The organism is Novosphingobium sp., from assembly GCF_041915465.1.
Lineage (GTDB): Bacteria > Pseudomonadota > Alphaproteobacteria > Sphingomonadales > Sphingomonadaceae > Novosphingobium.
In genome coordinates, this window is the sequence record NZ_JAYSBK010000002.1 from 21,206 (window position 1) to 45,771 (window position 24,566).

Genomic DNA, 24,566 nt, shown 5'->3' on the forward strand with positions numbered 1-24,566 from the left:
TCGATCTCCAATCCCCCTCAAGCCGCCGAAGAAAACTTCAGCAAGTCCGGCATCTCGCCCGACATGCCGCGCGCTTCGTCCATGAAGAACTTCTTGAGCCAGCCCGAACGCTGGACCACGCCCATGCCCATGCGCCGCACCAGCGAGGGCAAACGCCCCGGAATGCCGAACAGGCGCACTAGCGCGTCGGTAGCGGCCATGACCGAGATGTTGTCGAGACTGCGCCAGCGCTCATAACGCGCCAGCACCTGCGCATCGCCAAGGTCGAGGCCGAGGCGCATCCCGTCGGCCAGGACCTGTACCAGGGTGCCGACATCGCGCAGCCCTAGGTTCAGGCCCTGCCCTGCGATCGGGTGCATCCCGTGCGCGGCGTCGCCGACCAGCGCGAGGCGCTGCTCGACGATATGCGGCGCGTGGTGGAAGGTCAGCGGCCAGGATGCGCGTGGGGCGCAGAGTTCGATCTTGCCGAAAATGTCGGCCATGCGGCTCGCGATCTCGCCGGTAAACACCGCGTCGCTCATCGCGGTCACGCCCTTGGCGTCCTGTTCGTCGACGGTCCAGACCACGGCGCTGCGGTGGCGGCCATCAGGCAGGTCAAGCAGCGGCAGCAGCGCCAGCGGCCCAGCCGGGAAGAAGATTTCCCAGGCTACGCCGCCATGCGGCTTTTCATGGGTGATCGCGGTAACGAAGGCACGGTGACGATAGTCCCAGCGCGCGGAATTAAGGCCCGCCTCGGTGCGGGTGGGCGATTGGCGGCCCTCGGCGGCGACCAGCAGGCTGCCTTCCAGCACCCGGCCATCGTCAAGCGTCACCGCAACGCCGTGTTCGCCGCGCTGGCGTTCCACCGGCTCGACGCCGCTCGCCCAGTTGATCAGCGGCTCGTCGCGCGCCGCCTCGAACAGGGCCAGACGAATGTCGCGGTTGGCATACATCCGCCCCAGCGTGCCTTCGTGCGGTTCGGGCTTGAAGTCGATCCGGCCGGGCTTCATCCCGTCGGTCACGGCAATCGCCTCGATCGGGCAGCCGAGCGGGGCGAGGCGTTCCTCAAGACCGATGTTGCAGAACAGGTTCCAGCTGGCGGTCGAAATGGCCGAGGCGCGGCCATCGACGCCTTCCGCGGTCAGTTCCTCGGGCCGGGCCTTGTCGACCACGTGGCTGGAAATGCCCTGCTTCGCGGCGGCCAGGGCCAGCGTCATGCCGACCAGTCCGCCGCCGAGTATTACCAGGTCCCGTCGTTCGTTCATTTATTCGCCTCGCAGGTATTGCCCGGTCCACCATCGACATCGAGGCAGCGCCCGTCAAACGTACCATCGGGCACCTTGAGGCCGACGATTTGTGCCAGAGTCGGCGCAATATCGACCGTTTCGACCGGCTGGGGCTGTTCGAAACCGTGGATGCCCTTGCGCCAGAACAGGATCGGCACGCGCCGGTCATAGTCGAAGGCACTGCCGTGGGTGGCGATGTACATGCCGGGCATCGCCTCGGGAATCGGGGTCACCGCGCGGTCGAGCAGCACCACCACGTCACCCGAACGCGCGGGATCGAACGAGGCGCGGGCGCGGTCCTTCAGGGTCCAGTCCTGCGGATTGCCGGCGGGCATCGGCGTAACGGCAAGCTCGTCATGGGTGAAGGCCGCCGCGACCTGGGGATTGGTCTTGAGCGTCGCAACCAGCGCCTTGACCACCACGGCGCGCTGGTCGGGTCCGATTTCGCGGCTGACGTAGAAGTCACCGAACGGGCCATCGGCGATCAGCAGTGGTCCCTTGGTAACGATCCCGGTCTTGGCCGCAACGGCCTTGGACAGTTCCGCCGGCATCAGCGACTTGTCGGCCCGGATCGCGCGCGGGAAGGCCTGCTCGTCGGCCCGCTCGGGCGTGTCGAGCCCGCCATGGTCGGCGCTCAGCACGACGACATAGTCGATCCCCAGCGAATCGAGGTGATCGAACAGACGGCCAAGGTTCTGGTCGAGCTGCGCCATCTGGATGCACATCTCGACGCCTTCGGTGCCGGTCGCGTGGCCGATATAGTCGGTGGCCGAAAGGCTGACCGACAGCACGTCGGTGGCCGGCCCCTTGCCGAGCTGCATTTCGTCAACCAGGCTGTTGGCGAGGTCTACCGTGGCCCCGTCCATGCGCGGCGAAATCCGGAACTGGTCGGGCTTGTCCGGCGCAAGATCGAAGCGGTAGGTGCCGACCGCGGCCTTGCCAACGTTGACGGCATGATCGTTCGACGCGCACCAGGCGGGCGCGGCGATTGCAGGGGCCCCGCGCTTGAGCTCGGCGGTGACGGCGGCGTTTTCCGCCTGGACCGCCGGGGACAGCTCGCGCCCGCCAAGCGTGACAAAGCCCGCGCCCTTCCACCAGTATGCGGCGTCGATATCGTGCCCGCCCATCATCATCACCGCGCGGTCCTTGGCCGAAACGGCGACGTTGCGGGTGGCGGGATTGGCCTTCTTCATCATCTCGCCCAGCGTCGGCACCTTGAGGTGGACGGCGGAGACGACCGGATTGCGCGCGCTGGAGGCGGGATCGCTTTCATCCTCGGCGCAGTAGATCGGCTTGTCGCCGCGCGGGCTGGCGGGATCGAACCAGTTGTTGGCGATGATCCCAGTGCGCGAAGGATGCGCGCCGGTCATCAGCGTGGAGTGGCCGGGGCAGGTTTCGGTCGCGGCGTGCGACTGGAAACCAGCGGGGAACACCGCGCCGGTCATCAGCCGGGCAAAGCCGCCGGTATAGTGCTGGCGGTACTGGGCAAAGAGGTCGGCCGAAAACTGGTCGACCGAAACGGCGACGATCAGCTTTGGCGGGGTCGTCGGCGTCGCCGTCACCACGGGCGTCGATGTGGCGCTGACCGGCGGCGGGCTGGCACCGGGCGCGCAGGCGGAAAGGGCGATCGAAAGGGTGAGAGCCAACGGAGCAACGAAACGGCGCATCGGGGTTCCTTGAAAATTCGCGTCAAAGACGGCACAGCCCTGATGGCGGGAGCGCAGGCCAAGCGCAAGGCCCGCCGCGCCCGACCAACGGAGAATGCCGTTAATGCCCCGCTACCTGCGCCTTGTTGCCGTCTTGTTGCACCTTTGCGCGTTGTGGCTCGCGGGTCCAGCACTCGCCGCGCCCAATCACATCAGCGCCGAACTGATTGCCGAGTCGGCCGCCCAGCCGGGCCAGACGGTGATGCTGGCCGTGCGGATGACGCCCGAACCGGGCTGGCACGGTTACTGGCAGAATCCGGGCGATGCCGGGCTTGGCATGACGCTGGACTGGACCCTGCCCGCCGGCGCCAAGGCTGGGGCGCTGCAATATCCGGTGCCCGACACCCTGCTGATCGCGGGGCTGATGAATCACGTTTACGAGCACGAATATGCCGTGCTGGTGCCTCTCACCCTGCCCGCCGATGCCCGCCCCGGCGCGATCCTCCCGATCAGCGCCAAGGCCCAGTGGCTGGCCTGTACCGAGCAGATCTGCGTGCCCGAAAGCACCCAGCTGACGGGCAGCGTCATGGTTGGTGCACCCGCCGCTCGCGATGCGCGGTTCGACAAGTGGCTCGCCGCGCTCCCCGCTCCGCTTGGCAGCAAGGCCACCTTTGCGCTGGACGGCAAGCGTCTGCGCGTTGCGATTCCGCTGCCGGCCTCGGTCAAGCTGGAGGCCCCGCACCTGTTCATCGCCACCGATCGCACGGCTGATTATGCCGCCCCGCAAGCCTTCTCGCGCCGCGGCGATATGCTGATCGTCGAGCTGGACCGCGCCAAGTTCGAGCCCGGCAGCCCCACCGCGCTGAGCGCCGTCTTGCGACTGGGCAAGGCGGGCGACGGGGTATGGATCGACGCTGCGCCGGGCGTTGTCCCGCCAGCTGGAGAACCGCTGGTCGAGGCGCCAGCCCGGCCTGCGGTCAGCCTGCCCATGCTGCTGATCTCGGCGCTGCTCGGCGGACTCTTGCTCAATGTGATGCCCTGCGTCTTCCCGATCCTCAGCCTCAAGGCGCTGAGCCTGGCCAGAGCGGGCGAGAGCGAGGCGCAGGCCCGCGCCGAAGGACTGGCCTATAGCGCGGGCGTGGTGCTCGCCTGCCTCGCGCTCGGCGTACTGATGCTGACACTGCGGGCCGCCGGACAGGAAGTGGGCTGGGCGTTCCAACTGCAAGAGCCGCTGGTCGTGGCGGGCCTGCTGCTGCTGGCCGCAGCGATCACGGCCAACCTGTTTGGCGTTTACGAACTTTCCGTGCCTGGCTTCGCCGCCGAAGGCTCGCCGCAGGGCGCGTTTGCCACTGGCCTGCTCGCCGCGTTCGTCGCCACGCCCTGCACCGGGCCGTTCATGGCCGCCGCCATGGGCGCGGCGCTGCTGCTGCCGACCGCGCAGGCGCTCTCGCTGTTCGCCGCGCTGGGACTGGGCCTTGCCCTGCCCTTCCTCGCCATCGCCTACGTCCCCGCGCTGCGCAGCCGCCTTCCGCGTCCGGGGGCGTGGATGAACCGGTTCCGGCAAGCGATGGCCGTGCTGATGGGACTGACCGTCGCCGCGCTGATCTGGTTGTCCAGTCGGCTCGCCGGATCGGGCTTTGCCTTTGCCGCGGCGCTGCTCGCGGTGATCCTCGTCTCGGTGCTGGTCTTGCTGGGGCGGCGACAGCGCCATGGCCTCGCGGGCGGCAGGCCGGTATGGGCGGCGCTGGCCGGTCTGGTCGTGATCGCCGCGCTGGGCCTGCCCGGCATGGTGCGCGAGCCGCAGGCCGAAGCGGCGGGCGTACTGCCATCAGCGCCGTTCAGCGAGGCCGCGCTGGCCAAGGCGCGGGCCGAGGGCAAGCCGGTCTTCGCCTATTTCACCGCCGATTGGTGCCTGACCTGCAAGGTCAACGAAGCCGCCGCGATCGAGCGCGAAGATACCCGCGCCGCCTTCGAAAAGGCCGGCGTGGTGGTGCTGCGCGGCGACTGGACCCGGCGCGATCCGGCGATCACCCGGTTCCTCACCGCGCAGGGCGCGGCAGGCGTGCCACTTTACCTCTGGTATCCCGCCGGCGGGGGCGCGCCGCAGCAATTGCCGCAGGTGCTGACGCCCGCCACGCTGGCCGATCTGGTCAAGTGAACCAGAACGAGTTCACGTCCTTCTCACCCGCTTCGACCCGGATCGGGCGACCGAACACCTTGTCCGAGCGCAGCGCAGCGCAGGTTGCGGGGTCGGTCGAAATCGCAGCCACGCGCGCATCGCCCACGCGGGCGATGATCGTGGCGGTTTCGCCCGCCTTGCCCGGCTGGATGGTGAAAGTTTCGGCCACCGCATCGCCGGTGTAGCCGTCGATCACGTTCCACGCGGGCTTGACCTTGGGCAGGCTCTGCCAGCGGCTCTGGCTCCAGTCGGCCGCATTTGTCGAGTAAACCCCGGCGGCATACTTGCTCATGATCCCGCCATTGGCCCCGACCAGCGTCAGGCTGCCCGGCGCGGCGCGGCAGCGCGCCACCGCCTCGGCAATGCCGTGGGCGGAATAGTTGTTCCCGGCCCCGCCGAAGAACGGCAAGCCGCCAGTCAGCGTCCAGCCGCGCGGGTCGTCGCGGTCGAGCCCGAAAGCATCGAGCAGGTTGAAAACGGGGATCGCGAAGCACGAATAGAGGTCGATCGCGCCGAGCTTGTCCCAGGCCGTCCCCGCGATGTCGAGCGCGGTCGAAATCGCCGAAACCGCAGCCGGGCTCTTTTCGATGGATTCGCGCGTCAGCATCGCCGGTTCGGCGCAGTCGGCCACGCCGTGGATGTGAACCCAGCGGCTTTCCGGCACACCAAGGCGGCGGGCCTCGCCTGCGCTGGCGAGCAGGATCGCCCCGCCCTGATTGACCTGATCGCGCGCCACGACCAGGCGGCCATAGGGTTCTGCAACCAGCCGATTGCGCTCGGTCAACGTCGCCAGTTCCTCAGCCGAACGCGCAGTCGGCGCGGCAGAATGCGGGTTCTTTGCCGCCACCTCGGTAAAGGGCGCGAAGAGCTTGCCGATTTCAAGGCGATAGGCATCGAGCGACAGGCCGAGGCATTCGCGCCGCACGTTTTCGGCCAGCGCATAGCCGCCGATCGGCGCGCCGACGCCGTGGCGGATCGCGGTCATGTCGACCACGCCTTCATAGCCCGGTCCGCGATCTTCCAGCGTGCCGCCCACTTCTTCCGACCAGTCGCGGGTTTCGCCCCGGCCCATGATCGAACGCACGGTCGAAATCGCCTCTGACCCGACGATTGCCACCATCTTCGAGCGGCCCGCCGCGATTTCGGCGGCGAATTCCCCCACCAGCCGCTGCGGCCCCTGCCCGCCGACCACTTCCAGGATCGCGCGCTCGGGATTGGCACCGACGCGCTTGGCATAGGCGCGCGGGGTGTTGTCGGCATGGCCGAAGGGCGCATGAAAGCGGGTTGCCGAAATCTCGAACTGGCGGATCGCGATGATCGCGTCGATCGCGCCGGCCAGCGGCGAGGCTGCCTGGGCATCGGCAATCGCAGCGGCCAGCGCGGCGCCGCCAAGGTCCATGTGGCTACGCTCGGCATAACCGGGTTCGCCCACCCGTTCGGAAAACTGGCCGACGCCGATGATGACGGGGGTGTTGTCGGGAATAGCGCTCATCACAGCACCTGCCCATCGTCGACCGTGATCGTCGCGCCGGTGACATGGCGCGAGGCGTCGCTGCTCAGGAACACCAATGGCGCATCAAGCGCCTCGATCGGACACAGCCGGCGGCGGTGGAAGTTGGCGATCTGCTTGGCCCCGCCTTCGGTCTGGAACCAGTCACCCGCGATCTCGGTCTGGATGTAGCCCGGCTGGATCGTGTTGACGTTGATGCCCTGACGCACCCATTCGCGCGCGAACTGGCGGCCGAGGTGGGCGACCGCAGCCTTGGTGGCGGCATAGGCGGCATCGCCTTGCGCCGTCAGTTCGGCGGTGATCGAGCCGATCAGCACGATGCGGCCGCGCTCGCTGTCCTTGAAGCCCGCAGCGATCATCCGCTTCGCACCTTCGCGCGCGGTCAGGTAAACCCCGGTGAAGTTGGTGGCGACGAGGCCCGCCACGTCGGCGGCAGGAACCACGGTGGAGCGGCCATCGGCGGAGATCCCGGCATTGGCGATCACGGTGTCGACCGTGCCGAACCTTGCCTCGGCAGCATCATAGGCGGCGATGATCGAGGCTTCGTCGTTGACGTCCATCGCCACCGGCAGCGCCGCCTCGCCCAGTTCCTCGGCCAGGGCGGCGATTCGGTCGGTCCGGCGCGCGCCAATGACGACTCGCGCGCCTTCGCGCACGAACAGGCGGGCGAAATGCGCGCCAAACCCCGAAGATGCCCCCGTAATGAGCGCGACGCGCCCGTTCAATGCCAGTTCCATGCGTGTTGATGCCTCTCTCAAATCCCTCAATTCTCCCAAAGCCTGCCGCTGGCATGGGGTCAAGAGGCCAAGCTCCACGAATTTCGTAAGCAGAACTTACAAAAATTTGCGTTTCTTGATCCCGGTCAAGGTTTGAATGCCGCAACCGGGAGAGAAAGCCTGAGAAAGAAAGGAGAGGCTCATGACGACCAGTCAGGCAAACCGGCCCATTCCGGGCACCCACCTGTTCGACGGCGCGGCCGCACAGAAGGGCTATGCCCTCAATGCCATGTGCTTCTCCTTCAACCACGCCGAGAACCGCGATGCGTTCCTGCGCGACGAAGAAGCCTACCTTGACCGTTTCAATCTGACGCAAGAGCAGCGCGCAGCCGTTGCGGCACGCAACGTGTTGCAGATGATCGCGGCGGGCGGGAACATCTATTACCTCGCCAAGCTGGCCGGGATCTTCGGGCTCAACGTTCAGGACGTCGGCGCGCAGCAGACCGGGATGAGCGTCGAGGCCTTCAAGCAGATGCTGATCGATCAGGCCGACAAGATCCAGACTGGCGCACTCAAGGAAGTGGAGACGGCCCATGGCTAAGGTTATCGGTGGGGTCTTCACCAGCCACGTTCCCGCAATTGGCGGGGCCATCGCCCGCGGTGCGCAGAACGAACCCTATTGGAAGCCGTTCTTCGATGCCTGGCCGCCGGTGCGCGAATGGCTGGGCGAGCAGCAGCCCGACGTGGTCATCATGTTCTACAACGACCACGGCCTCAACTTCTTCCTCGACAAGATGCCGACCTTCGCGGTTGGCGCGGCGGCGACCTATCGCAACGAGGACGAAGGCTGGGGCCTGCCCGCTTTCCCGATCCCCGATGGTCATCCCGACCTGTCGTGGGCGATCATCGAAAAGCTGGTCGAGGAAGAATTCGACATCACGACCTGTCAGGACATGCTGGTCGATCATGCGGCCTCGATCCCGCTGGCGCTCGCCTGGCCGGGCCGGACTGCGCCGGTAAAGATCGTGCCGATCACGATCAACACCGTGCAGCACCCGCTGCCCTCGGCCAAGCGCTGTCTGGCACTGGGCCGCGCGGTCGGCAAGGCGCTGACCGAATGGCAAGGCGATGAAAAGATCATGGTGATGGGCACCGGAGGCCTGTCGCACCAGCTCGACGGCGAACGCGCCGGGTTCATGAACCCGGAATACGACAAGTTCTGCATGGACAACCTGTCCACCGATCCCGACGCACTGACCCGCCATTCGGTCCACGAGATCGTCGAACTGTCGGGCACGCAAGGCGTCGAAATCCTCAACTGGATTGCGGCACGCGGCGCGCTGGGCGCCAGCGCGAGCGAAGTCACGCGGTCCTATCACATTCCGATTTCGAATACGGCGGCGGCTGTCATGGTCCTTGAGACCCAGGACGCCAAGGCCAGTGGCACGGCTGCCAAGGTGGATACGCCCACCTTCGCCTGACACGCACCAGTTCTCCCCACCTGGAGCGGCGGTTCACCGAACTGCCGCTCTCTTTTTGCCCGCAATTTCGAGATTGCGAGTCACTCGCGCGAAACTAGCGCGAAAATGCGGCCTGTAAAGCGGCAGCTTCAGCGGGAAAATTTGTCCAGAAAATTGAATGCGTTCAGACAGCAGAGCTGAACCGTCGCACCGAATCCTGGCGATAGGGATCGAACAGGGCCGCGATCGTGCGGGCATAGGGCCGCCCGTCAGGCGTAATCGCCAGCTTACCGTTCCCAAGCAAGGCCAGACCCCGCTGCACGAAAGGCGCGATCCGGGCCGCCGCCTCTGCCGCCAGGTCTGGATCGAGCGCGGCTTCGCTCTTGCACAGCAGCGCCTCGATCACCGCGCCGCGGCGACGGTCGTCCGCGCTGCGCTGCACGCCCAGCGAGCCGGAGAGAAGGTCTTGCGACAGCAGCATCCGGTAGCGACCGGCATTCTTTTCGTTCTGCACCAGCACTTCTGGGAAGCAGCTGATCGCCGAAGCGCCAAGTCCGATCAGGGTCTGGGCCTGATCGTCGGTGAAGCCCTGAAAATTGCGGCGCAGACGGCCAGCTTCGGCGGCACGCGCCATCGGGTCGCCGGGCAGCGCGAAGTGATCAAAGCCGATCGGCACGTAACCTGCCTCGGTCAGGCGGCGATAGCCATAGTCGGCCATGGCGAAACGCTCGGCCTGACCAGGCAGCGCGGTGGCGTCGATCCGGCGCTGGCGCGGCAGCATGTGCGGCACATGGGCATAGCCGAACAGCGCGATCCGGTCCGCGCCCAGCTCGATGGTCCGCGCGATGGTCGCTTCAAGCTGCTCCAGCGTCTGGCCAGGCAAGCCATACATCAGGTCGTAGTTGAGCGACGAAATGCCGGCCTTGCGCAGCATTTCGGTGGCGCGCACGATTTCGGCGTCGGGCTGGACGCGGCCGATCGCCGCCTGCAATTCCGGAGCGAAGGTTTGCACCCCCATGCTGGCATGGGTCACGCCGACCCAGCCCAGCACCTGTCCCCATTCACGGGTCAGGGTGCGTGGGTCGAGTTCGATCGACCAGGTCGGATCGGCAAGCGCCATCTGCAGGGTCAACGCATCGACCAGGCGCACGAAGTCGGTCGGTGAAATGGCGTTGGGGCTGCCGCCGCCAAAGGCAACCCGGCGCACCGCGACGCGATCTTCCAGCCGCGCACCGGTAATCGCGATTTCGCGGTGGAGCGCATCGAGATAGCTATGCAGCCGCTGGGTCTTGTTCGCGCGGCCGGTATTGCAGCCGCAATACCAGCAGATCTGCTCGCAGAACGGGATATGGACGTAGAGCGAAACGTCGCCCTTGGCACCGCGCAACGCGGTGTCGAGCTCAGCCGCACCCACTTTGGAAGTGAACTCCGCAGCGGTCGGGAAGCTCGTGTACCGCGGAACGGGTGTTTCGAGCAGTTCGGGATAATAGGGCCACATAGGCAGCGATATTGCCGCTTATCTCTGCCGATTCATTGCGAAGGCTCAAATTCCTTCAAATGCCGCTTGCGCGACGAGCCTGAATGACAGCCCTTGGCGCAGCAGGTGCCCGAACTGTCGTTGCCCGGCACTTTCTGGCCACCAACCGGCACCTCGACCGAGCGCACCAGTCCATCGCCGGTGCAGAACGGCATGACCAAGGTCGCGCCCGAGGCCGGAACCGCGAGGTTCAGCGCGGCGGGAAGCAATGACAGCATCGAGAATTCGGTCAGGCCCTTCACGCCGCGTCATCCTCTTCATCATCAATCAGGATCCGGGCCGCCGCACCGTCGAGATCGTCGAACTGGCCGCGCTTCAGCGCCCAGAAGAACGCGGCAAGCCCCAGCCCGCCCATGCCCAGTGCGACCGGGATCAAAAGCGCCAGGCCGTTCACCGCGCCGCACCAACCAGGCGCAGCGAATTGCCGATCACGACCAACGAACTCAGCGACATCGCCGCTGCCGCAATCAACGGCGTGACATGACCCGCCATGGCGAGCGGCACGGCCAGCAGGTTATAGCCAACCGCCATACCAAAATTCTGCTTCACCACGCGCATCGTCCGCCGCCCGGCCGCGATTGCGCGCGGGATCGCATCGAGCCCGTCGCCGAGAAATACAAGGTCGGCGGCCTGACGTCCGACGTCGCTGGCGGTACCTGGCGCAATCGAGGCGTCGGCCGCCGCAAGCGCCGGGCCATCGTTAAGCCCATCGCCTGCCATCAGCACCTTGTGCCCCTCCGCCTGGAGCCTGGCGATCGCTTCCTGCTTGGCCTGCGGCGAAGCACAGCCGCGTCCGCTCAGCCCGGTTTCGCGCGCCACTTCGGCTACAGCGGCAACATTGTCGCCCGAAAGGATCTCGGCTTCGACGCCTTGAGCCTTGAGCCTTTGCAAGGCTTCGGCAGAGCCGGGGCGCAGGCGATCCGCAAACGGGATCAGCCAGGTCGGCTGACCGGCGATGTCGAGCGTGGTGGCAATTCCGCTGGCGCTATCCGGACGGCGCAGCGCCACCGGCTGGCCGTTCCACAGGGCCCGTACGCCTTGCCCGGCTTCTTCCTGAACCTGGCTCAGCAATGCGGGACGCACGCCGCGCCCGCCCAGCGTTTCGGCCAGCGCGCGCGAAAGCGGGTGTCGGCTGTGCGAGGCGAGGCCAAGTGCCACAGCCGCAGCATCAGCCGGCAGCGCCCCGATCACCGCGGCATCGGGTAGCGGGCGCCCCATGGTGAGCGTACCGGTCTTGTCGAGCAGGACCCGATCGACTGTCGCAATGCGTTCCAGCGCGGAACCGCCCTTGACCATGATCCCGCGCTTCATCAATGCGCCGCAAGCCACGACCTGCGCAACCGGCACAGCCAGCCCGAGCGCGCAGGGGCAGGTGATGATGAGCACGGCAATCGCATAGACCAGCGACTGATAGATCCCGACCCCGGCGATCATCCAGCCGGCAAAGGTCAGCGCCGCCAGCGTGTGAACGGCTGGAGCATAAAGCCGCGAGGCGCGGTCGGCGATGCGCACATAGGCCGAGCGGACCTGCCCCGATGCTTCCATCAGGCGCGCGATTTCGGCCAAGGTCGTCCCCTGCCCGGCAGCGCTGACGCGCACGTCGACGGGGCTTTCGATATTGAGCGTGCCGGCTAGCACCCGGTCACCTTCGTGGGCAGCAACGGGTGCCGATTCTCCGGTCAGCAGCGACTGGTCGAACCGGCTCGTGCCCGAGACGATCTCGCCATCGGCGGCAAGCCGCTCACCGGCGGCAACCCGCATGGTCATGCCGGGGACGATATCCTGCGCCGGGAGCCAATCGAGCCCCCCGCCCGGCGCAAGGACCATCGCCCCCGGAGCCGCCTGGCGCAGCAGGGCATCGACCCCGGCCCGCGCGCGATCGCGCATGCCAGCATCGAGCGCGCGCCCGACGAGCAAAAACAGCAAGAGCATCAAGGTGCCGTCAAACCAGGCTTCGTGGCCATGGTTCACGGTTTCATAGAGGCTGAGCGCGGTAGCCAGCACAACGCCGATCGAAATCGGCACGTCCATGTTGGTGGTGCCGTGCTTCAGCGCCCCCCAGGCCGAAAGGAAGAATGGCCGGCCCGAATAAACGATCGCCGGAACGCCAATCCCGGCGGAAAGCCAGTGGAACAGGTCGCGAGTCGAACCCTCCGCCCCCGACCAGATGCTGACCGAGAGCAGCATCACGTTCATGCAGGCGAAGGCCGCCACGGCCAGCGGTGCCAGCAGCGGCTTGACCGCTGAGGGCGCTTCCACCGCGCTGTCATTGCGCGGCTGCGCGGGAAAGCCCACGTTCCCGAGCGCATCGACGAGTTCGGGCATGGTCACTGCCGGATCATGTTCGACCCGCACCTGCCGCGCGGTCAGATTGACCCGCGCCGAGGCGACCCCTTCGAGCGCGCCAAGCGCCCGTTCGACCTTGGCCATGCAGCCCGCACAGTGCATGCCAGGCACGACCAGCACGGTCGACACCTGGCCTTGATCGTCAGACTGGCGGGCAAGCGCAGTCACAGCAGATCCTGTTCCTCGCGCCACTTGTCCTTGCCGGCCACGGCCTGAATCCGCAGCTTCCAGCGCCCGGCGGGAAGCGTCGCATCCGAGAGGTAGCTGCCATCGGCCTGCTGCGTGAAGCGCAGCGGCTGATCGGGCAGGCGGCCCAGCGGGTGCCAGGCATCCCCGGTCAGGGTGACACCCTTGGCCGGAGCGCCAGTCAGCTTGACCGTCACCCGCCCATCGGCGTCACGGCCGGCCTCGGCCTTCCAGCCAAGCGCTTTTTCCCTGGCCGCTTCGCCCAGCCACTTGTTGTACTCCTGGCTCGCGACATAGCTATTTTCGACAACCACGCCGCCAAAGGTGCTAATCGCATCGCGCGCCATCAGGAAATTGACGGCGAAGACGACCGCGAAGAACGAGACGAGGATTGCCGTGATGTGCCGCCCGGTGAAGGGGCCGGTTGTGAAAGCCTTGATCATTCTTCCTCACCCGGTGCGTCGAAGCGCACCTCGCTGGTATCCCCGCCGCCCTCGGCGTCCTTGGCCTTGAGCACGAACTTGAAGTGCTGTGGCTCGGTTCCGTCCGGGGCCACGACATAGACGCGCAGCGGTTCGACCCGGTCTGCGGCAACCATCACCTTGAGGCTGCGCGAAGCCGTGTCGCGGGCGGTATCGTCCGTCCACATCACACCGCCGGGAAGCCCTTCGATCGTGAGCTCCATCGGCCGCGGACGCGTTTCCATGTTGCGCAGCTTGACGGTGTAGTCGTTGCGGACCTCGCCGTTCGACTGCAGCGTGTAGGGCGGATTGCGGTCCTTCTGGACGGCCACGTCGATGCGGGTGCGTGCACTGAGTGCGAACAGCAGCGCGAACCCGATCGCGGCCCAGACCCCGGTGTAGATCAGGGTGCGGGTGTGGAACAGCGCCTTGGTAATCGGCCGAGGCGGCTGACCTTCGGCTTCGAGCTTGCAGTCTTCGAGCGTGGCATAGTCGATCAGTCCGCGCGGACGGCCGATCTGCGCCATCACGCTGTCGCAGGCATCGATGCACAGCGCGCAGGTGATGCAGCGGATATCCGGCCCGTTGCGGATGTCATACCCGGTCGGGCAGACGTTGACGCACTGGTTGCAGTCAACGCAGTCGCCCACCGCGCCCGGGTTCTTCTCTGCCTTCTTGACGCTGCCGCGCGGTTCGCCGCGCCAGTCCTTGTAGGTGACGATCAGCGACTTTTCGTCGAGCATCGCGGTCTGGATGCGCGGCCACGGGCACATGTAGACACAGACCTGTTCGCGCATGAACCCGCCAAGCAGGAAGGTCGTCGCGGTCAGCACGCCAACGGTCGCATAGGCGACGCCGGCGGCATGGCCGGTCCAGAAATCGACCGTCAGGGTCGGCGCGTCGGCGAAGTACATGATCCAAGCGCCGCCGGTCCAGAAACTGATGACGAAGTAGATCGTCCACTTCAAGGCGCGCTTGAAGATCTTGTGCGGCCCCCACGGCGCCGCTTCAAGCCGCATCTGGGCATTCCGGTCGCCATCGACCAGCCGATCGACGTGCTGGAACAGGTCGGTCCAGACGGTCTGCGGACAGGCATAGCCGCACCAGGCCCGGCCGACCGCGCTGGTGATCAGGAACAACCCGATCCCGGCCATGATCAGCAGCCCGGCCACGAAGTAGAACTCCTGCGGCCAGATTTCGATCGAGAACATGTAGAACCGGCGGTGGGCGAGATCCACCAGCACCGCCTGGTTCGGAGCGTAGGGACCACGGTCCCAACGCAGCCACGGGGTGATGTAGTAGACGCCGAGGGTCAGCGCCATGACCAGCCATTTGAAGCGGCGGAAGCGGCCGTCTACCGCTTTGGGAAAGACGGCCTTGCGCTTCTCGTAAAGGCTGGCGGGTTGCTTGGCAGGTTCAGGGCTTAGCATTTCCAGTGTCCGCTGCTGCAGGAGTGTTCGGAGCTTCAACGAAGTCCTCACCGCCCCCCAGCGAGTGGACATAAAGTGCCAGCATCTTGATCGTCACCGGATCAAGCCTGCCCCCCCAGGCCGGCATGACGCCCGCATGGGCATTGGTGATGCTGCCGACGACCTGTTCCTTCTTGCCGCCATAGAGCCAGACCTTGTCGGTCAGGTTCGGCGCGCCGAACTGGCGGTTACCCTTGGCGTCTGGGCCGTGGCAGGCCACGCAGTTGGCCGCGAAGATCGCCGCGCCGGCCTGGGCCGAGGCGTCGTTCGGTGCCGCGCCCGAGAGCGAGAGCACGTAGCTTGCAACATTGTTCACTTCGGCCGGCGCAAGGATCCCGTCCTTGCCGAACGAAGGCATCTGGCTCATGCGGGTCTCGGCAACGCCAGGCTGGCGAATACCATAGGTGAGCGTCTGCTCGATTTCCTTGATATTGCCGCCCCACAGCCAGTCATCGTCCTTGAGGCTGGGATAGCCGATCGACCCGTTCGCACCCGAACCGTGGCACTGCACGCAGTTCTGGCGGAACGCGGCCTTGCCGCCGGCGATCGCCTTGTTGAGCAGGTCCTTGTTACCGGAAATCTGCTCGATCGGGGTTGCCGCGATCGCGGCCAGGGTTTCGGCCTTGGCGTCCTTGGCCGCCTTGAGCTCGGCGTCGAGCTGTCCGCGGCTGGACCAGCCCCACAGCCCCTCGGTACCCGAGTGGAGCAGCGGGATCGCCGGATAGACGATCATATAGCCGATCGCGAAGATGATCGTCAGGTAAGTCGTGATGACCCACCACCGCGGCAGCGGATTGTTGAGTTCCTCGATACCGTCCCATTCGTGACCCATGGTCTCGACGCCGGTCGGCTCGTCGATGCGCTTATTCGCCATTTTCTTCATCCTTGAAGATCATGTTCGCGGCCGCGTCGTTCTCCTTGCGGGCGCCGGGCCGGAACGGCCAGGCAATCAGCCCCAGAAAGAGAACGAACGTCGCGGCCAGCCCCCAGCTGTCGGCAAGCTGCCGCAGCGTTTCGTAAGTGGAGTGCGGGCTCACCGGCCCTTCTCCTGCTTGGCGAGTTCTTCCTGTGCCGCGGCACTGTCGACATCGACCATGGTGCCCAGAACCTGCAGGTAGGCGACCAGGGCATCCATTTCCGTCAGGCGGGCCGGATTGCCGTCAAAGTCGCGCACTTGTGCCTTGGGATACCGTTTGACGAGGTCGGTGGTATCGGCGGTCGGATCGGCCTGAGCCTTGAGGTCCTCGTTGGCCTTGGCGATGTCGGTCTTGGTGTAAGGCACACCTTCCAGCGCCAGGGTGGACAAGCTGGCCGACATGTCGCCCGCATCAAGATCGCGGTCCTTGAGGAAGGCATAGGTCGGCATGACCGATTCGGGCACCACGGCGCGCGGATTGATCAGGTGCTGGACGTGCCATTCGTCGGAATACTTCTTGCCGACGCGGGCAAGGTCCGGACCGGTACGCTTCGAGCCCCACTGGAAGGGATGGTCGTACATCGATTCCGCGGCAAGGCTGTAGTGGCCATAGCGTTCGGTCTCGTCACGGAACGGACGGATCATCTGGCTGTGGCAAAGGTAGCAACCTTCGCGGACGTAGATGTTGCGGCCGGCCTGCTCGAGCGGGGTGTAGGGGCGAACCCCGTCCACCTTTTCGATCGTGTTGTCGATCCAGAACAGCGGAGCGATTTCCACGATCCCGCCCACGGTGACCGCCGCGAAGGCGAGCACACCGAGCAGGGCCACATTCTTTTCCAGCTTCTTGTGCCGGGCCCAGGGTTCCTTGGGAGTATCAGCAGTCATTTTTCGGTCCCCCTTATTCGGCAGCGGCGACGGCAGCCGGCTTGGCCAGCGGACGATCGGCAGCGGGGTCATAGGCAGCCTGGCGCATCGGTTCCTCCTGACGGAGGTTGCCGGCAATCGTCTGCCACACGTTGAAGGCCCAGATCAGCGCGCCGGTCAGGTACATCAGCCCGCCAAAGGCACGCAGAATGTACATCGGGTGGAGCGCTGCCACGGTTTCGGCGAACGAGTTCACCAGGTAACCGTCGGCACCGTATTCCCGCCACATCAGGCCCTGGGTGATCCCGGCAACCCACATTGAGGACGCGTAGAACACGATCCCCAGGGTCGCGAGCCAGAAGTGCCAGTTGATCATGCGCAGCGAATACATCCGTTCACGACCCCACAGGCGCGGAACGAGGTAGTAGATCGCCGAGAAGGTGATCATCCCGTTCCAGCCCAGCGCGCCCGAGTGCACGTGGCCGATCGTCCAGTCGGTGTAGTGCGAGAGCGAGTTGACCGACTTGATCGACATCATCGGGCCTTCGAAGGTCGACATCCCGTAGAAGGCGACCGACATGACCATCATGCGGATGATCGGGTCGGTGCGGACCTTGTCCCAGGCGCCGTTCAGCGTCATCAGGCCGTTGATCATGCCGCCCCAGCTGGGCATCCACAGCATCACCGAGAAGACCATGCCCAGGGTCTGCGCCCAGTCAGGCAGCGCGGTGTAGTGCAGGTGGTGCGGACCCGCCCAGATGTAGAGGAAGATCAGCGCCCAGAAGTGCACGATCGACAGACGGTAGCTGTAGACCGGACGTCCGGCCTGCTTCGGCACGAAGTAGTACATCATGGCGAGGAAGCCGGCGGTCAGGAAGAAGCCCACCGCATTGTGACCATACCACCACTGCACCAGTGCGCCCTGCACCCCGCCGAACACCGGATAGCTGAGCGCGCCAAAGAAGCTGACCGGAATGGCCAGGTTGTTGACCACGTGCAGCATCGCGATAGTGATGATGAACGACAGATAGAACCAGTTGGCCACATAGATGTGGGGCTCGGTCCGCTTCATCAGGGTGCCGACGAAGACCGCGAGATAGGCGACCCAGACGATCGTCAGCCACAGGTCGACGTACCATTCCGGCTCGGCATATTCCTTCGCCTGGGTGATCCCCATGACATAGCCGGTGGCGGCCAGCACGATGAACAGCTGGTAGCCCCAGAACACGAACCGGGCGAGCCCCGGGAAGGCGAGCCGCGCGCGGCAGGTGCGCTGGACGACGTAGAACGACGTCGAAATCAGCGCCGTCCCCCCGAAGGCAAAAATCACCGCCGAGGTATGCAGCGGGCGAATTCGGCCAAAGTTGAGGAAGGGCTCGAAGTTGAGCAGCGGGAAGGCCAACTGCAAGGCGATGACCAGGCCGACGAGGAAGCCGACCACGCCCCAGAACGTGGTCAGGATTGCCCCGGCCCTGATCAGGTCGTCGTCATACTTGCCTTGATCGACCACTACCTTGGTGCCGGTCGCAACCGCCAGGAAGTTGGTCTTGGTGAGAGAAATGGCCAAGCCGGCAAGCGCCGCCAGGCCAAAGATCGCCATATGGATCGCAAAGCCGGTATCAACGGCGTTTGCGAACATGAATATGGCGAAGAAGAGCGCGACAAGCCAAAGGCCAGCGCGTGCGACTACGGATTCCATGAGACCTTGTCCCCCCTCATGTTCGGGTAAATTGAGAAGATGCTAATATAACGGTTACAGACCCCTTTCAACCGCGCGCCGCAGTGCGACATTGACGGGGATCAAATTGCTTGTGGAATTCCCAAAATACCCAAAAAAGCGCACAAAATTGCGCAGGATCAATGTTTGCAGCCGCAGCATGGGAGCAAAGGCCCCCCTGACGCCGCAATAGCCAGGGTCGCATCGGGCGACCACTGCGGCGCAGGATGAGGGATCATGAAGAAACTGACCATCGCTGCGGCCCTCGGTGCCGCTACCATGCTGGCCACGAGCCCGGCCAACGCTGCCGAAGCCGGCACCATTCAGGTAAAGCTGATGGCAACGGGCGTGCTGCCCGACGGCAAGATCGACAAGGTCAACATCAACGCGGTGGGTCTGCCCGCCGGGACCGACACCAAGGCGAACGACAACGTCGTGCCGACCTTGGCGATCGACTACTATGTGACGCCGTCCGTCTCGGTCGAAACGATCTGCTGCTTTACCCAGCATCACGTGACCGGCACCGGTGCGATCGCAGGCGCGGACGTTGCGCAGCACGTGCTCATTCTCCCCGCTACACTTACGCTGAAGTATCACCTCGACGCCGGTCCGATCAAGCCGTACGTCGGCGTTGGCCCCAGCATTTTCTTCTACTTCGACGAAAAGCCGGGCGCGACTGCCAAGGCCCTTGGCGCCGCCACGCTGAAGATGGACAACAAGGTCGGCGTGGCCCTGCAGGCCGGCTTCGACATGCCCGTCGGTGAAAAGATGGGCATCTCGCTCGACGCCAAGAAGTACTTCATGAAGACGACGACCCACTTCTACACCGCTGGCGGCGTGGAAGCCCTGTCGACCACCCACAAGCTGGACCCGTGGGTCCTCTCGGGCGGTGTGTACTTCAACTTCTGAGCCAAACGTGATCCGGGGCCGGACGCCATGTCCGGCCCCGCTTTCACAGTTCAGGCCCGGTCCGGCCAGCATGGCGAACACGGGCCCTTGTTATGTAGAAATGCCCGAAACGGTTCGCCAGGCGAACCGCTTTCATCCCGCTTCGGCGGCCAGTCCTTCGCGGTCGATGATCACGACTTCGCGGCGCGAGGGCAGGTCAATCAGACCGTCGGCCTTGAGCCGGGTGAACTGGCGGCTGACCGTTTCGATCGTCAGGCCCAGCACATCGGCCACCTGCTGGCGCGAAAATGGCAGCGCGAACCGGCGCATCGGCAGGTCGGGCGCATCGATGCAGCCCGGCTGCACCAGCCGCTCCGACATTTCGAGCAGGAAACTGGCGACCTTTTCACTGGCTGACTTGCGGCCCAGCAGCAGCATCCATGCACGCGTGCGGTCCAGTTCGGCGAGCGTACGCTGGAGCAACTTGTGTTCAAGGCTGGGATGTTCGCGCGCAAATGCGTCGAAGTCCTTGCGGCTGAACACGCAGACGCGCGCATCGGTCAAGGCGGTGACGCCATGGCCCGAGGTTGCCCCGAACGGGCGGCCGATGAAATCGGAAGGATAGACGACACCGACGATCTGTTCGCGGCCATCTTCGGTCCCGGTCGAAAGCTTCAGCACGCCTTCGATCACGTTAGCGACCAGAACGGAATCCTCGCCTTCCCACATGAGCGATTCGCCCGGCTCGAGGTTTCGACGCCGGCCGATGGCGTTCAGCATCTTGATTTCCTCGTTATCAAGCGAGGAACAAATGGCGCGGTTGCGCACGACGCAGGTATCGCAGGCGGACATAATCGCAGGGCTATGCCGTCAACGCCGCCGTCGCGCAAGCTAGATGATGTCCGCAATCCCCGTCAGCGAGGCCTTGAGCTTGTCGATTGCCTGGGCCTTGAGCTGGTGCACCCGAGGGACCGAAACTTGCAAGGTTTCGGCTATTTCCGAAAGGTTTAGCTCTTCGACAAAGTACAACTGCACAACCAGTTGCAGGCGCTCCGGAAGGGCGGAAATGGCACTTGCGACCGATTCTCGAATTTCTTCCCCGGCAAGCAATTCGAGACTGTCCGGCCGCTGGTCGGCAAAGGCGATGTCGCTGTCGGAATAGACCTCGTCGATGGATTCGAAGCGCAGGGGCTCGCTTGACGAGCGCATTGCCTCAAGCTCGGCCTCGCCCATCCCCATCGCTTCGGCCAGTTCGGCAACACTGGGTTCGCGCCCCAGCGCCGCGCTCAGCACGCGCTCCTTTTCACGCAACTGCCGCCGCCGTTCGGTCCCGCCGCGTGACAACGGCACGTGACGGCGGATCAGATCGACCATCGCGCCGCGCACCCGCAGCTTGGCATAGGCGGCAAAGCCGTCCTCACCCGGCCCGGAGTGGCGCTGCGCGGCTTCGGTCAGCGCAACCATGCCGGCCTGCATCAGGTCTTCCAACTCGATTCCGGGCCGCCCACCGCCGTGAACGTGCCAGGCGAGGCGCCGGACCATCGGCACAAACCGGCGAATCCGGTCGGCCGCATCGGCCCGATAGGCGTCTTGCGCAGCGGCGCGGGCACCGGCGCGCGGAGAGAAGCTCTTGTGATCCTGGATCATGCGTAAGCACTTTCAGTTTCGGGAATGGCATGGGGTTGCGGAAGCGCGGCCTGTGGCGGCTGCGGACCGCCAATCACGGCAACGACCTCGATCGGCTGCGAGACGGGCAGTTCGGAAATCGACAGCACCAGCACCGATGGCGCGCGAATCCGCAGCAAGGCGGCAAGCGCGCGGCGTGCTCGCGGCTGGACGATCAGCGCCAGCGGCGATGCCCCGCCTCCGCGACTCGCAACGAGGCCGGAAACGTGCTCGCCGATGGTGCGGGCGAGATCGGGTTCGATGACGGGCTGGCCAGTAGAAGGATCGGTCAGGCCCTGGACAATCGCGGCTTCGAGCTGCGCATCGAGGGTGATGACCGGGAGCCGCTCGCCCGGCGGGCAAATCCGCCCGACCAGCAGGCCGCCCAAGTCCGCACGCAACAGTTCGACCAGCCGGTCATGATCGGTGGTCTGCTGCACCGCGACCGACAGGCTGGACAGGATCGGCACCGGATGGGCGATGGGGATCCCGTCTTCCAGCAGCGCGCGGAAGAGGCGCGTTAGCGCCGCCAGCGAAAGCGGTTGGGGATGGATCGCCTCGATCAGGCCCGACGAGTGCTCCTTCACGCGGTCGATGATCGCGCGGACCTCGTCGGGGCCAAGCAGCGCCTGCGGACGTTCGCCCAAGAGCTGGTTGAGATGGGTCGCGATGACCGTGCTGGCATCGACGGTCAGGAACCCTTCAGCAATCGCATGGTCGCGCAGGGCCGGATCGATCCACAGGGCCGGACAGCCGAAACTGGGATCGAGCGTGGGATCGCCGGTCAGGCGGTGGCCTTCGCGCACTTCGCCCGCATCGATCGCCAGGATCTTGTCGGTGCGGATCGTCCCCCCGCCCAGCGGCACCCCGCCCAGCATGATGCGATAGTCGTTGGGCGCCATGTCGATCGAATCGCGCACCCGGAACTGCGGCACGACAAAGCCGAAGGCCTGGCTGATCTGCTTGCGCACGCCTGTGATCCGCGCGACCAGCGGCGATCCGCGCCGGTCATCGACGAGGTGGACCAGGCCATAGCCCAACTCGACCGTGACCAGCGTTTGGTCCGACACGTCGTCGAGAGTGATCCTGCCGGGATCGGGCGGCGGAGCGGTCTCCTCCACCTTCACGGGCCGCGCCGCACGCTTGCTCAGCGCGTGCCAAAGCCAGAAGGCAAGGGCCGAAGCAGGCAGGAAGATCGTCTGCGGCATTGCCGGGATCACACCGATGGCGCCCAGAATCACCGCAACCGGCAGCCAGGTGCCCGGGCTGCCCAGCTGGCCGCCGATCTGGCCCGCAAGGTCGCGGCTGTCCGACACGCGGGTGACGATCACCGCCGCCGCGATCGACAGCAGCAGCGCCGGCACCTGCGCCACCAGCGCATCGCCAACCGCCAGCGTGACATACTTTTCCGCCGCTTCCCCGGCGCTCAGCCCGTGGCTGATCATGCCAAGGCAGAAGCCCGCGATGATATTGACCCCCAGGATCAGTAGCGCGGCGATCGCATCGCCCTTCACGAACTTGCTGGCACCGTCCATCGAGCCATAGAAGTCGGCCTCGGTCGCCACTTCACGGCGGCGCGCCTTGGCCTCGTCCGCGCCCATCAGCCCGGCGGCAAGGTCGGCGTCGATCGCCATCTGCTTGCCCGGCAAGGCATCGAGGGTGAAACGTGCCGAAACTTCCGAAACGCGGCCCGCGCCCTTGGTCACGACCACCATGTTGATGATCATCAGGATCATGAACACGAACAGGCCGACCGCGAAATTGCCGCCGATCAGGAAGGCGCCGAAGGCTTCGATCACGTGGCCCGCAGCCGCCCCGCCCTCGTGCCCGTTGACCAGCACGACGCGGGTCGAGGCGACGTTGAGCGCCAGACGCAGCAACGTCGCGAACAACAGGACCGAAGGGAAGGACGAGAAATCGAGCGGCTTTTCCGCGTTCATCGCAGCCATCAGGATCGCCACCGACAGCGCGATGTTGAGCACGAAGAACACATCGAGCAGCACCGCCGGGGTCGGCACGATCATCAGGCAGATGAGCGTCAGGATCCCCGCCGGAAGCGCGAATGCGCTGGGGTTGAAGCGGCCGAGCGCCTTGAAGTTCAGCGCGCTCACAGCCCGAACGCCTGCAGCTTGCCATAGGCCGAACGGACGTGCCCTGGCATCCCGGCACCGTCGGCCGGACCAAAGGTTGCGGCCAGCGTTTCGGCCATGGACGGCCGCGCCGGAGCCTGAGCCGCGGGGGCGCCGGCCCACTGCGACCCGTATTGCTGGCCGCCATAGAACTGGCCGTCATAGGCCGCCCAACCGGTGGTCCCGGCCGGCATCGCGCCATCGCCCATCGCCCCGGCCATGCGGGTGCGCATCAGGTCCATGACTTCACCGACGCTGCGCGGCGCCCCGCTATCGGTATAGAAGATCGCACGATTGGCCATGGCCGCGCGCGGCAGGATGGCCGCCGCGCTCTGGGTGGGATCGGCGGCCAGCGCGGTAAGGAACCGGCCTGCACCTTCCGCGCCCAGGAAATGCGCCATGTAAAGTTCGCTCGAATCGGGTTCGCGACCGAGCACCCCGGTCAGGGCAGCCTTGTTTTCCGACGCCAGTTCGGCGGCCATCAGCGATGAAATCTGCGGGTCGAACCGCAGCGCGAGGATCTGCTCGCGCATGGCGGGATCCGCCACCTTGCCATTGTCGATCGCACCCGCGGCCCAGCCAAGCCCGTATTCGGCGCCGTGCCGGTCAACCATCTGCAGCCAGGTGGAGGAGGTGAACTGGAACAGGCCGGCCGCGCTGGAGGTCGAGGCGCGGGCAGCCGGGTCAAGGCTGGATTCGATCCTGGCCTGTCCCAGCAGATAGCTGAAATCGATGCCCGTTGCCGCCGACGCATTGGCAATCGCGCCCTGTACGTCCGGACGAGCGGGCGCGGCAGCATAGGCATTTACGGCATTTGGTACGGTCTGGCTCACGCCCAGCTCCCGGAACGAGTGTCTTCGCTCCGGACTTCAGCAAGGGTCGTGCCAAACTGCGCAGTGGATCAGCTGCGCGGCCCCGCATAGCCATAGGCCGGACGCTGCACCGCGCCCGCCTTGTAGAGCGCCGGGCCGCCGGTCAGGGCATCAAGGCGCGAGGCGACATTGGCGGCGATCAGGTTGCGAACCTGGCGGTTTACCTCGTTCAAACGGCGCGCGGCGTCGAGCAGCCCACGGCATTCCTCATCGATTTCGCTGCCATCGACAAAAGGGCCACATTCGTCGATCGTGCCGCACAGCGCGATCTTGTCGCGCGTGCAGCCCATGATCGCGTCAAGGTCGAGCCCGGCAAACGCCTGCCGTTCGGCCTGCAGGACGGCAATCATCTGCCGCAGGTTTTCACGAAGGTTGCCGCTGGCACTCATTTTTCGCTCCTCAGCAGCAGGCCCGCTGCAATCATGGCATCGGCCACCCGCATCGGGATGACCGGATAGCTGCCGTTTTCGATCGCCTTGCGGATCTCGGTCACGCGTTCGGCATTGATCGGCGGCGCGCCCGCATCGAGCGCATCGCTGCGCACGACCGTGGTCGAGCCCGCGGCCGATGGGGCAGCGCCGGTGCGCCGTTCGGGCGCGTCGGCGGCAGTCTTGACGATCCGTGCATCCACACCGCCAACGGCGCGGGGCGCGTGGGGACCGGACGGTCCAAGTTCGATGGGGGGCATGACAATGCTCCTAATTGCTTCTCAGCAACTAGGACGGCACCTGCCTTGAGTG

24 protein-coding genes are annotated in these 24,566 nt (G+C 65.7%); 4 read left to right on the forward strand and 20 right to left on the reverse strand.

All coding sequences use genetic code 11. The features are described from left to right. Positions 1–17 precede the first annotated feature (17 nt). Complete coding sequence (locus ACE3SN_RS00715) at positions 18–1,244, reverse strand: FAD-dependent monooxygenase (protein WP_374526815.1); 1,227 nt, start codon at positions 1,242–1,244, stop codon at positions 18–20. Continuing rightward, positions 1,241–2,932, reverse strand: coding sequence for an alkaline phosphatase family protein (locus ACE3SN_RS00720; protein ID WP_374526816.1), 1,692 nt, complete (start codon positions 2,930–2,932; stop codon positions 1,241–1,243). Before ACE3SN_RS00720 ends, ACE3SN_RS00715 begins: the two co-directional genes overlap by 4 nt. A gap of 103 nt (positions 2,933–3,035) precedes the next feature. On the opposite strand from ACE3SN_RS00720, the gene ACE3SN_RS00725 reads away from it, so the two are divergent. Next, a complete protein-coding gene (locus ACE3SN_RS00725; protein ID WP_374526817.1) occupies positions 3,036–5,069 on the forward strand; it encodes a protein-disulfide reductase DsbD family protein in 2,034 nt (677 codons plus the stop codon). On the opposite strand, the gene ACE3SN_RS00730 is transcribed toward ACE3SN_RS00725, so the two are convergent. Together ACE3SN_RS00730 and ACE3SN_RS00735 are read right to left on the reverse strand one after the other, a co-directional pair. Continuing rightward, the gene (locus ACE3SN_RS00730; protein ID WP_374526818.1) at positions 5,062–6,582 is read right to left on the reverse strand and encodes an acetyl-CoA acetyltransferase; all 1,521 of its coding nucleotides are present in this window, start codon (positions 6,580–6,582) and stop codon (positions 5,062–5,064) included. The genes ACE3SN_RS00725 and ACE3SN_RS00730 overlap by 8 nt on opposite strands. Continuing rightward, complete coding sequence (locus ACE3SN_RS00735) at positions 6,582–7,337, reverse strand: SDR family NAD(P)-dependent oxidoreductase (protein WP_374526819.1); 756 nt, start codon at positions 7,335–7,337, stop codon at positions 6,582–6,584. Before ACE3SN_RS00735 ends, ACE3SN_RS00730 begins: the two co-directional genes overlap by 1 nt. Before the next feature lie 181 nt (positions 7,338–7,518). Between ACE3SN_RS00735 and ACE3SN_RS00740 the strand changes: the two genes are divergently transcribed. Further along, positions 7,519–7,917, forward strand: a complete 399-nt coding sequence (locus ACE3SN_RS00740) for a protocatechuate 4,5-dioxygenase subunit alpha (RefSeq protein WP_374526820.1) — start codon at positions 7,519–7,521, stop codon at positions 7,915–7,917. Further along, positions 7,910–8,797, forward strand: a complete 888-nt coding sequence (locus tag ACE3SN_RS00745) for a class III extradiol dioxygenase family protein (RefSeq protein WP_374526821.1) — start codon at positions 7,910–7,912, stop codon at positions 8,795–8,797. The genes ACE3SN_RS00740 and ACE3SN_RS00745 overlap by 8 nt, the downstream gene beginning before the upstream one ends. Positions 8,798–8,960: 163 nt before the next feature. Here ACE3SN_RS00745 and hemN read toward each other — a convergent pair whose 3' ends face one another. Genes hemN through ccoN form a run of 10 tightly spaced genes read right to left on the reverse strand, consistent with a single transcriptional unit; the run spans position 8,961 to position 18,254 of the window. Further along, complete coding sequence (gene hemN, locus ACE3SN_RS00750) at positions 8,961–10,274, reverse strand: oxygen-independent coproporphyrinogen III oxidase (protein WP_374526822.1); 1,314 nt, start codon at positions 10,272–10,274, stop codon at positions 8,961–8,963. A gap of 32 nt (positions 10,275–10,306) precedes the next feature. Then, on the reverse strand, positions 10,307–10,555 hold the full coding sequence (locus ACE3SN_RS00755) for a hypothetical protein (protein ID WP_374526823.1): 249 nt from the start codon (positions 10,553–10,555) through the stop codon (positions 10,307–10,309). After that, the gene (gene ccoS / locus ACE3SN_RS00760; RefSeq protein WP_374526824.1) at positions 10,552–10,707 is read right to left on the reverse strand and encodes a cbb3-type cytochrome oxidase assembly protein CcoS; all 156 of its coding nucleotides are present in this window, start codon (positions 10,705–10,707) and stop codon (positions 10,552–10,554) included. The genes ACE3SN_RS00755 and ccoS overlap by 4 nt, the downstream gene beginning before the upstream one ends. Next, positions 10,704–12,827 carry a heavy metal translocating P-type ATPase gene (locus tag ACE3SN_RS00765; protein WP_374526825.1) on the reverse strand — a complete coding sequence of 708 codons (2,124 nt, stop codon included), beginning with the start codon at positions 12,825–12,827 and terminating at the stop codon, positions 10,704–10,706. Before ACE3SN_RS00765 ends, ccoS begins: the two co-directional genes overlap by 4 nt. Further along, positions 12,824–13,288 carry a FixH family protein gene (locus tag ACE3SN_RS00770; RefSeq protein WP_374526826.1) on the reverse strand — a complete coding sequence of 155 codons (465 nt, stop codon included), beginning with the start codon at positions 13,286–13,288 and terminating at the stop codon, positions 12,824–12,826. Before ACE3SN_RS00770 ends, ACE3SN_RS00765 begins: the two co-directional genes overlap by 4 nt. Next, on the reverse strand, positions 13,285–14,736 hold the full coding sequence (gene ccoG, locus ACE3SN_RS00775) for a cytochrome c oxidase accessory protein CcoG (RefSeq protein ID WP_374526827.1): 1,452 nt from the start codon (positions 14,734–14,736) through the stop codon (positions 13,285–13,287). Before ccoG ends, ACE3SN_RS00770 begins: the two co-directional genes overlap by 4 nt. Next, positions 14,723–15,649 (reverse strand): cytochrome-c oxidase, cbb3-type subunit III, encoded by a 927-nt coding sequence (gene ccoP / locus ACE3SN_RS00780; protein ID WP_374526828.1) that lies wholly within the window; start codon positions 15,647–15,649, stop codon positions 14,723–14,725. The genes ccoG and ccoP overlap by 14 nt, the downstream gene beginning before the upstream one ends. Continuing rightward, entirely contained in the window at positions 15,639–15,812 is a 174-nt protein-coding gene (locus ACE3SN_RS00785) for a cbb3-type cytochrome c oxidase subunit 3 (protein WP_374526829.1), read from the reverse strand. The genes ccoP and ACE3SN_RS00785 overlap by 11 nt, the downstream gene beginning before the upstream one ends. Continuing rightward, the gene (ccoO, locus tag ACE3SN_RS00790) at positions 15,809–16,576 is read right to left on the reverse strand and encodes a cytochrome-c oxidase, cbb3-type subunit II (RefSeq protein ID WP_374526830.1); all 768 of its coding nucleotides are present in this window, start codon (positions 16,574–16,576) and stop codon (positions 15,809–15,811) included. The genes ACE3SN_RS00785 and ccoO overlap by 4 nt, the downstream gene beginning before the upstream one ends. Positions 16,577–16,589: 13 nt before the next feature. Then, complete coding sequence (gene ccoN / locus ACE3SN_RS00795; RefSeq protein WP_374526831.1) at positions 16,590–18,254, reverse strand: cytochrome-c oxidase, cbb3-type subunit I; 1,665 nt, start codon at positions 18,252–18,254, stop codon at positions 16,590–16,592. A 255-nt stretch (positions 18,255–18,509) separates the two neighbouring features. Here ccoN and ACE3SN_RS00800 point away from each other — a divergent pair, with 255 nt between their 5' ends. Then, positions 18,510–19,181, forward strand: coding sequence for an OmpW family protein (locus tag ACE3SN_RS00800; RefSeq protein WP_374526832.1), 672 nt, complete (start codon positions 18,510–18,512; stop codon positions 19,179–19,181). Positions 19,182–19,313: 132 nt separating this feature from the next. Here ACE3SN_RS00800 and ACE3SN_RS00805 read toward each other — a convergent pair whose 3' ends face one another. The 6 genes from ACE3SN_RS00805 to flgM all read right to left on the reverse strand — a co-directional run bounded on the left by ACE3SN_RS00805 (position 19,314) and on the right by flgM (position 24,514). Then, positions 19,314–20,012 (reverse strand): Crp/Fnr family transcriptional regulator, encoded by a 699-nt coding sequence (locus ACE3SN_RS00805; protein WP_374526833.1) that lies wholly within the window; start codon positions 20,010–20,012, stop codon positions 19,314–19,316. 39 nt (positions 20,013–20,051) lie between these two features. Continuing rightward, positions 20,052–20,807: a sigma-70 family RNA polymerase sigma factor gene (locus ACE3SN_RS00810; RefSeq protein WP_374526834.1), complete on the reverse strand. Its 756-nt coding sequence runs from the start codon at positions 20,805–20,807 to the stop codon at positions 20,052–20,054. Beyond that, positions 20,804–22,936, reverse strand: a complete 2,133-nt coding sequence (locus ACE3SN_RS00815; RefSeq protein ID WP_374526835.1) for a flagellar biosynthesis protein FlhA — start codon at positions 22,934–22,936, stop codon at positions 20,804–20,806. Before ACE3SN_RS00815 ends, ACE3SN_RS00810 begins: the two co-directional genes overlap by 4 nt. Then, positions 22,933–23,787: a lytic transglycosylase domain-containing protein gene (locus tag ACE3SN_RS00820; protein ID WP_374526836.1), complete on the reverse strand. Its 855-nt coding sequence runs from the start codon at positions 23,785–23,787 to the stop codon at positions 22,933–22,935. The genes ACE3SN_RS00815 and ACE3SN_RS00820 overlap by 4 nt, the downstream gene beginning before the upstream one ends. Positions 23,788–23,855: 68 nt before the next feature. Further along, positions 23,856–24,215 carry a flagellar protein FlgN gene (locus ACE3SN_RS00825; protein ID WP_374526837.1) on the reverse strand — a complete coding sequence of 120 codons (360 nt, stop codon included), beginning with the start codon at positions 24,213–24,215 and terminating at the stop codon, positions 23,856–23,858. After that, positions 24,212–24,514, reverse strand: a complete 303-nt coding sequence (gene flgM / locus ACE3SN_RS00830; protein WP_374526838.1) for a flagellar biosynthesis anti-sigma factor FlgM — start codon at positions 24,512–24,514, stop codon at positions 24,212–24,214. The genes ACE3SN_RS00825 and flgM overlap by 4 nt, the downstream gene beginning before the upstream one ends. Positions 24,515–24,566: the final 52 nt, after the last annotated feature.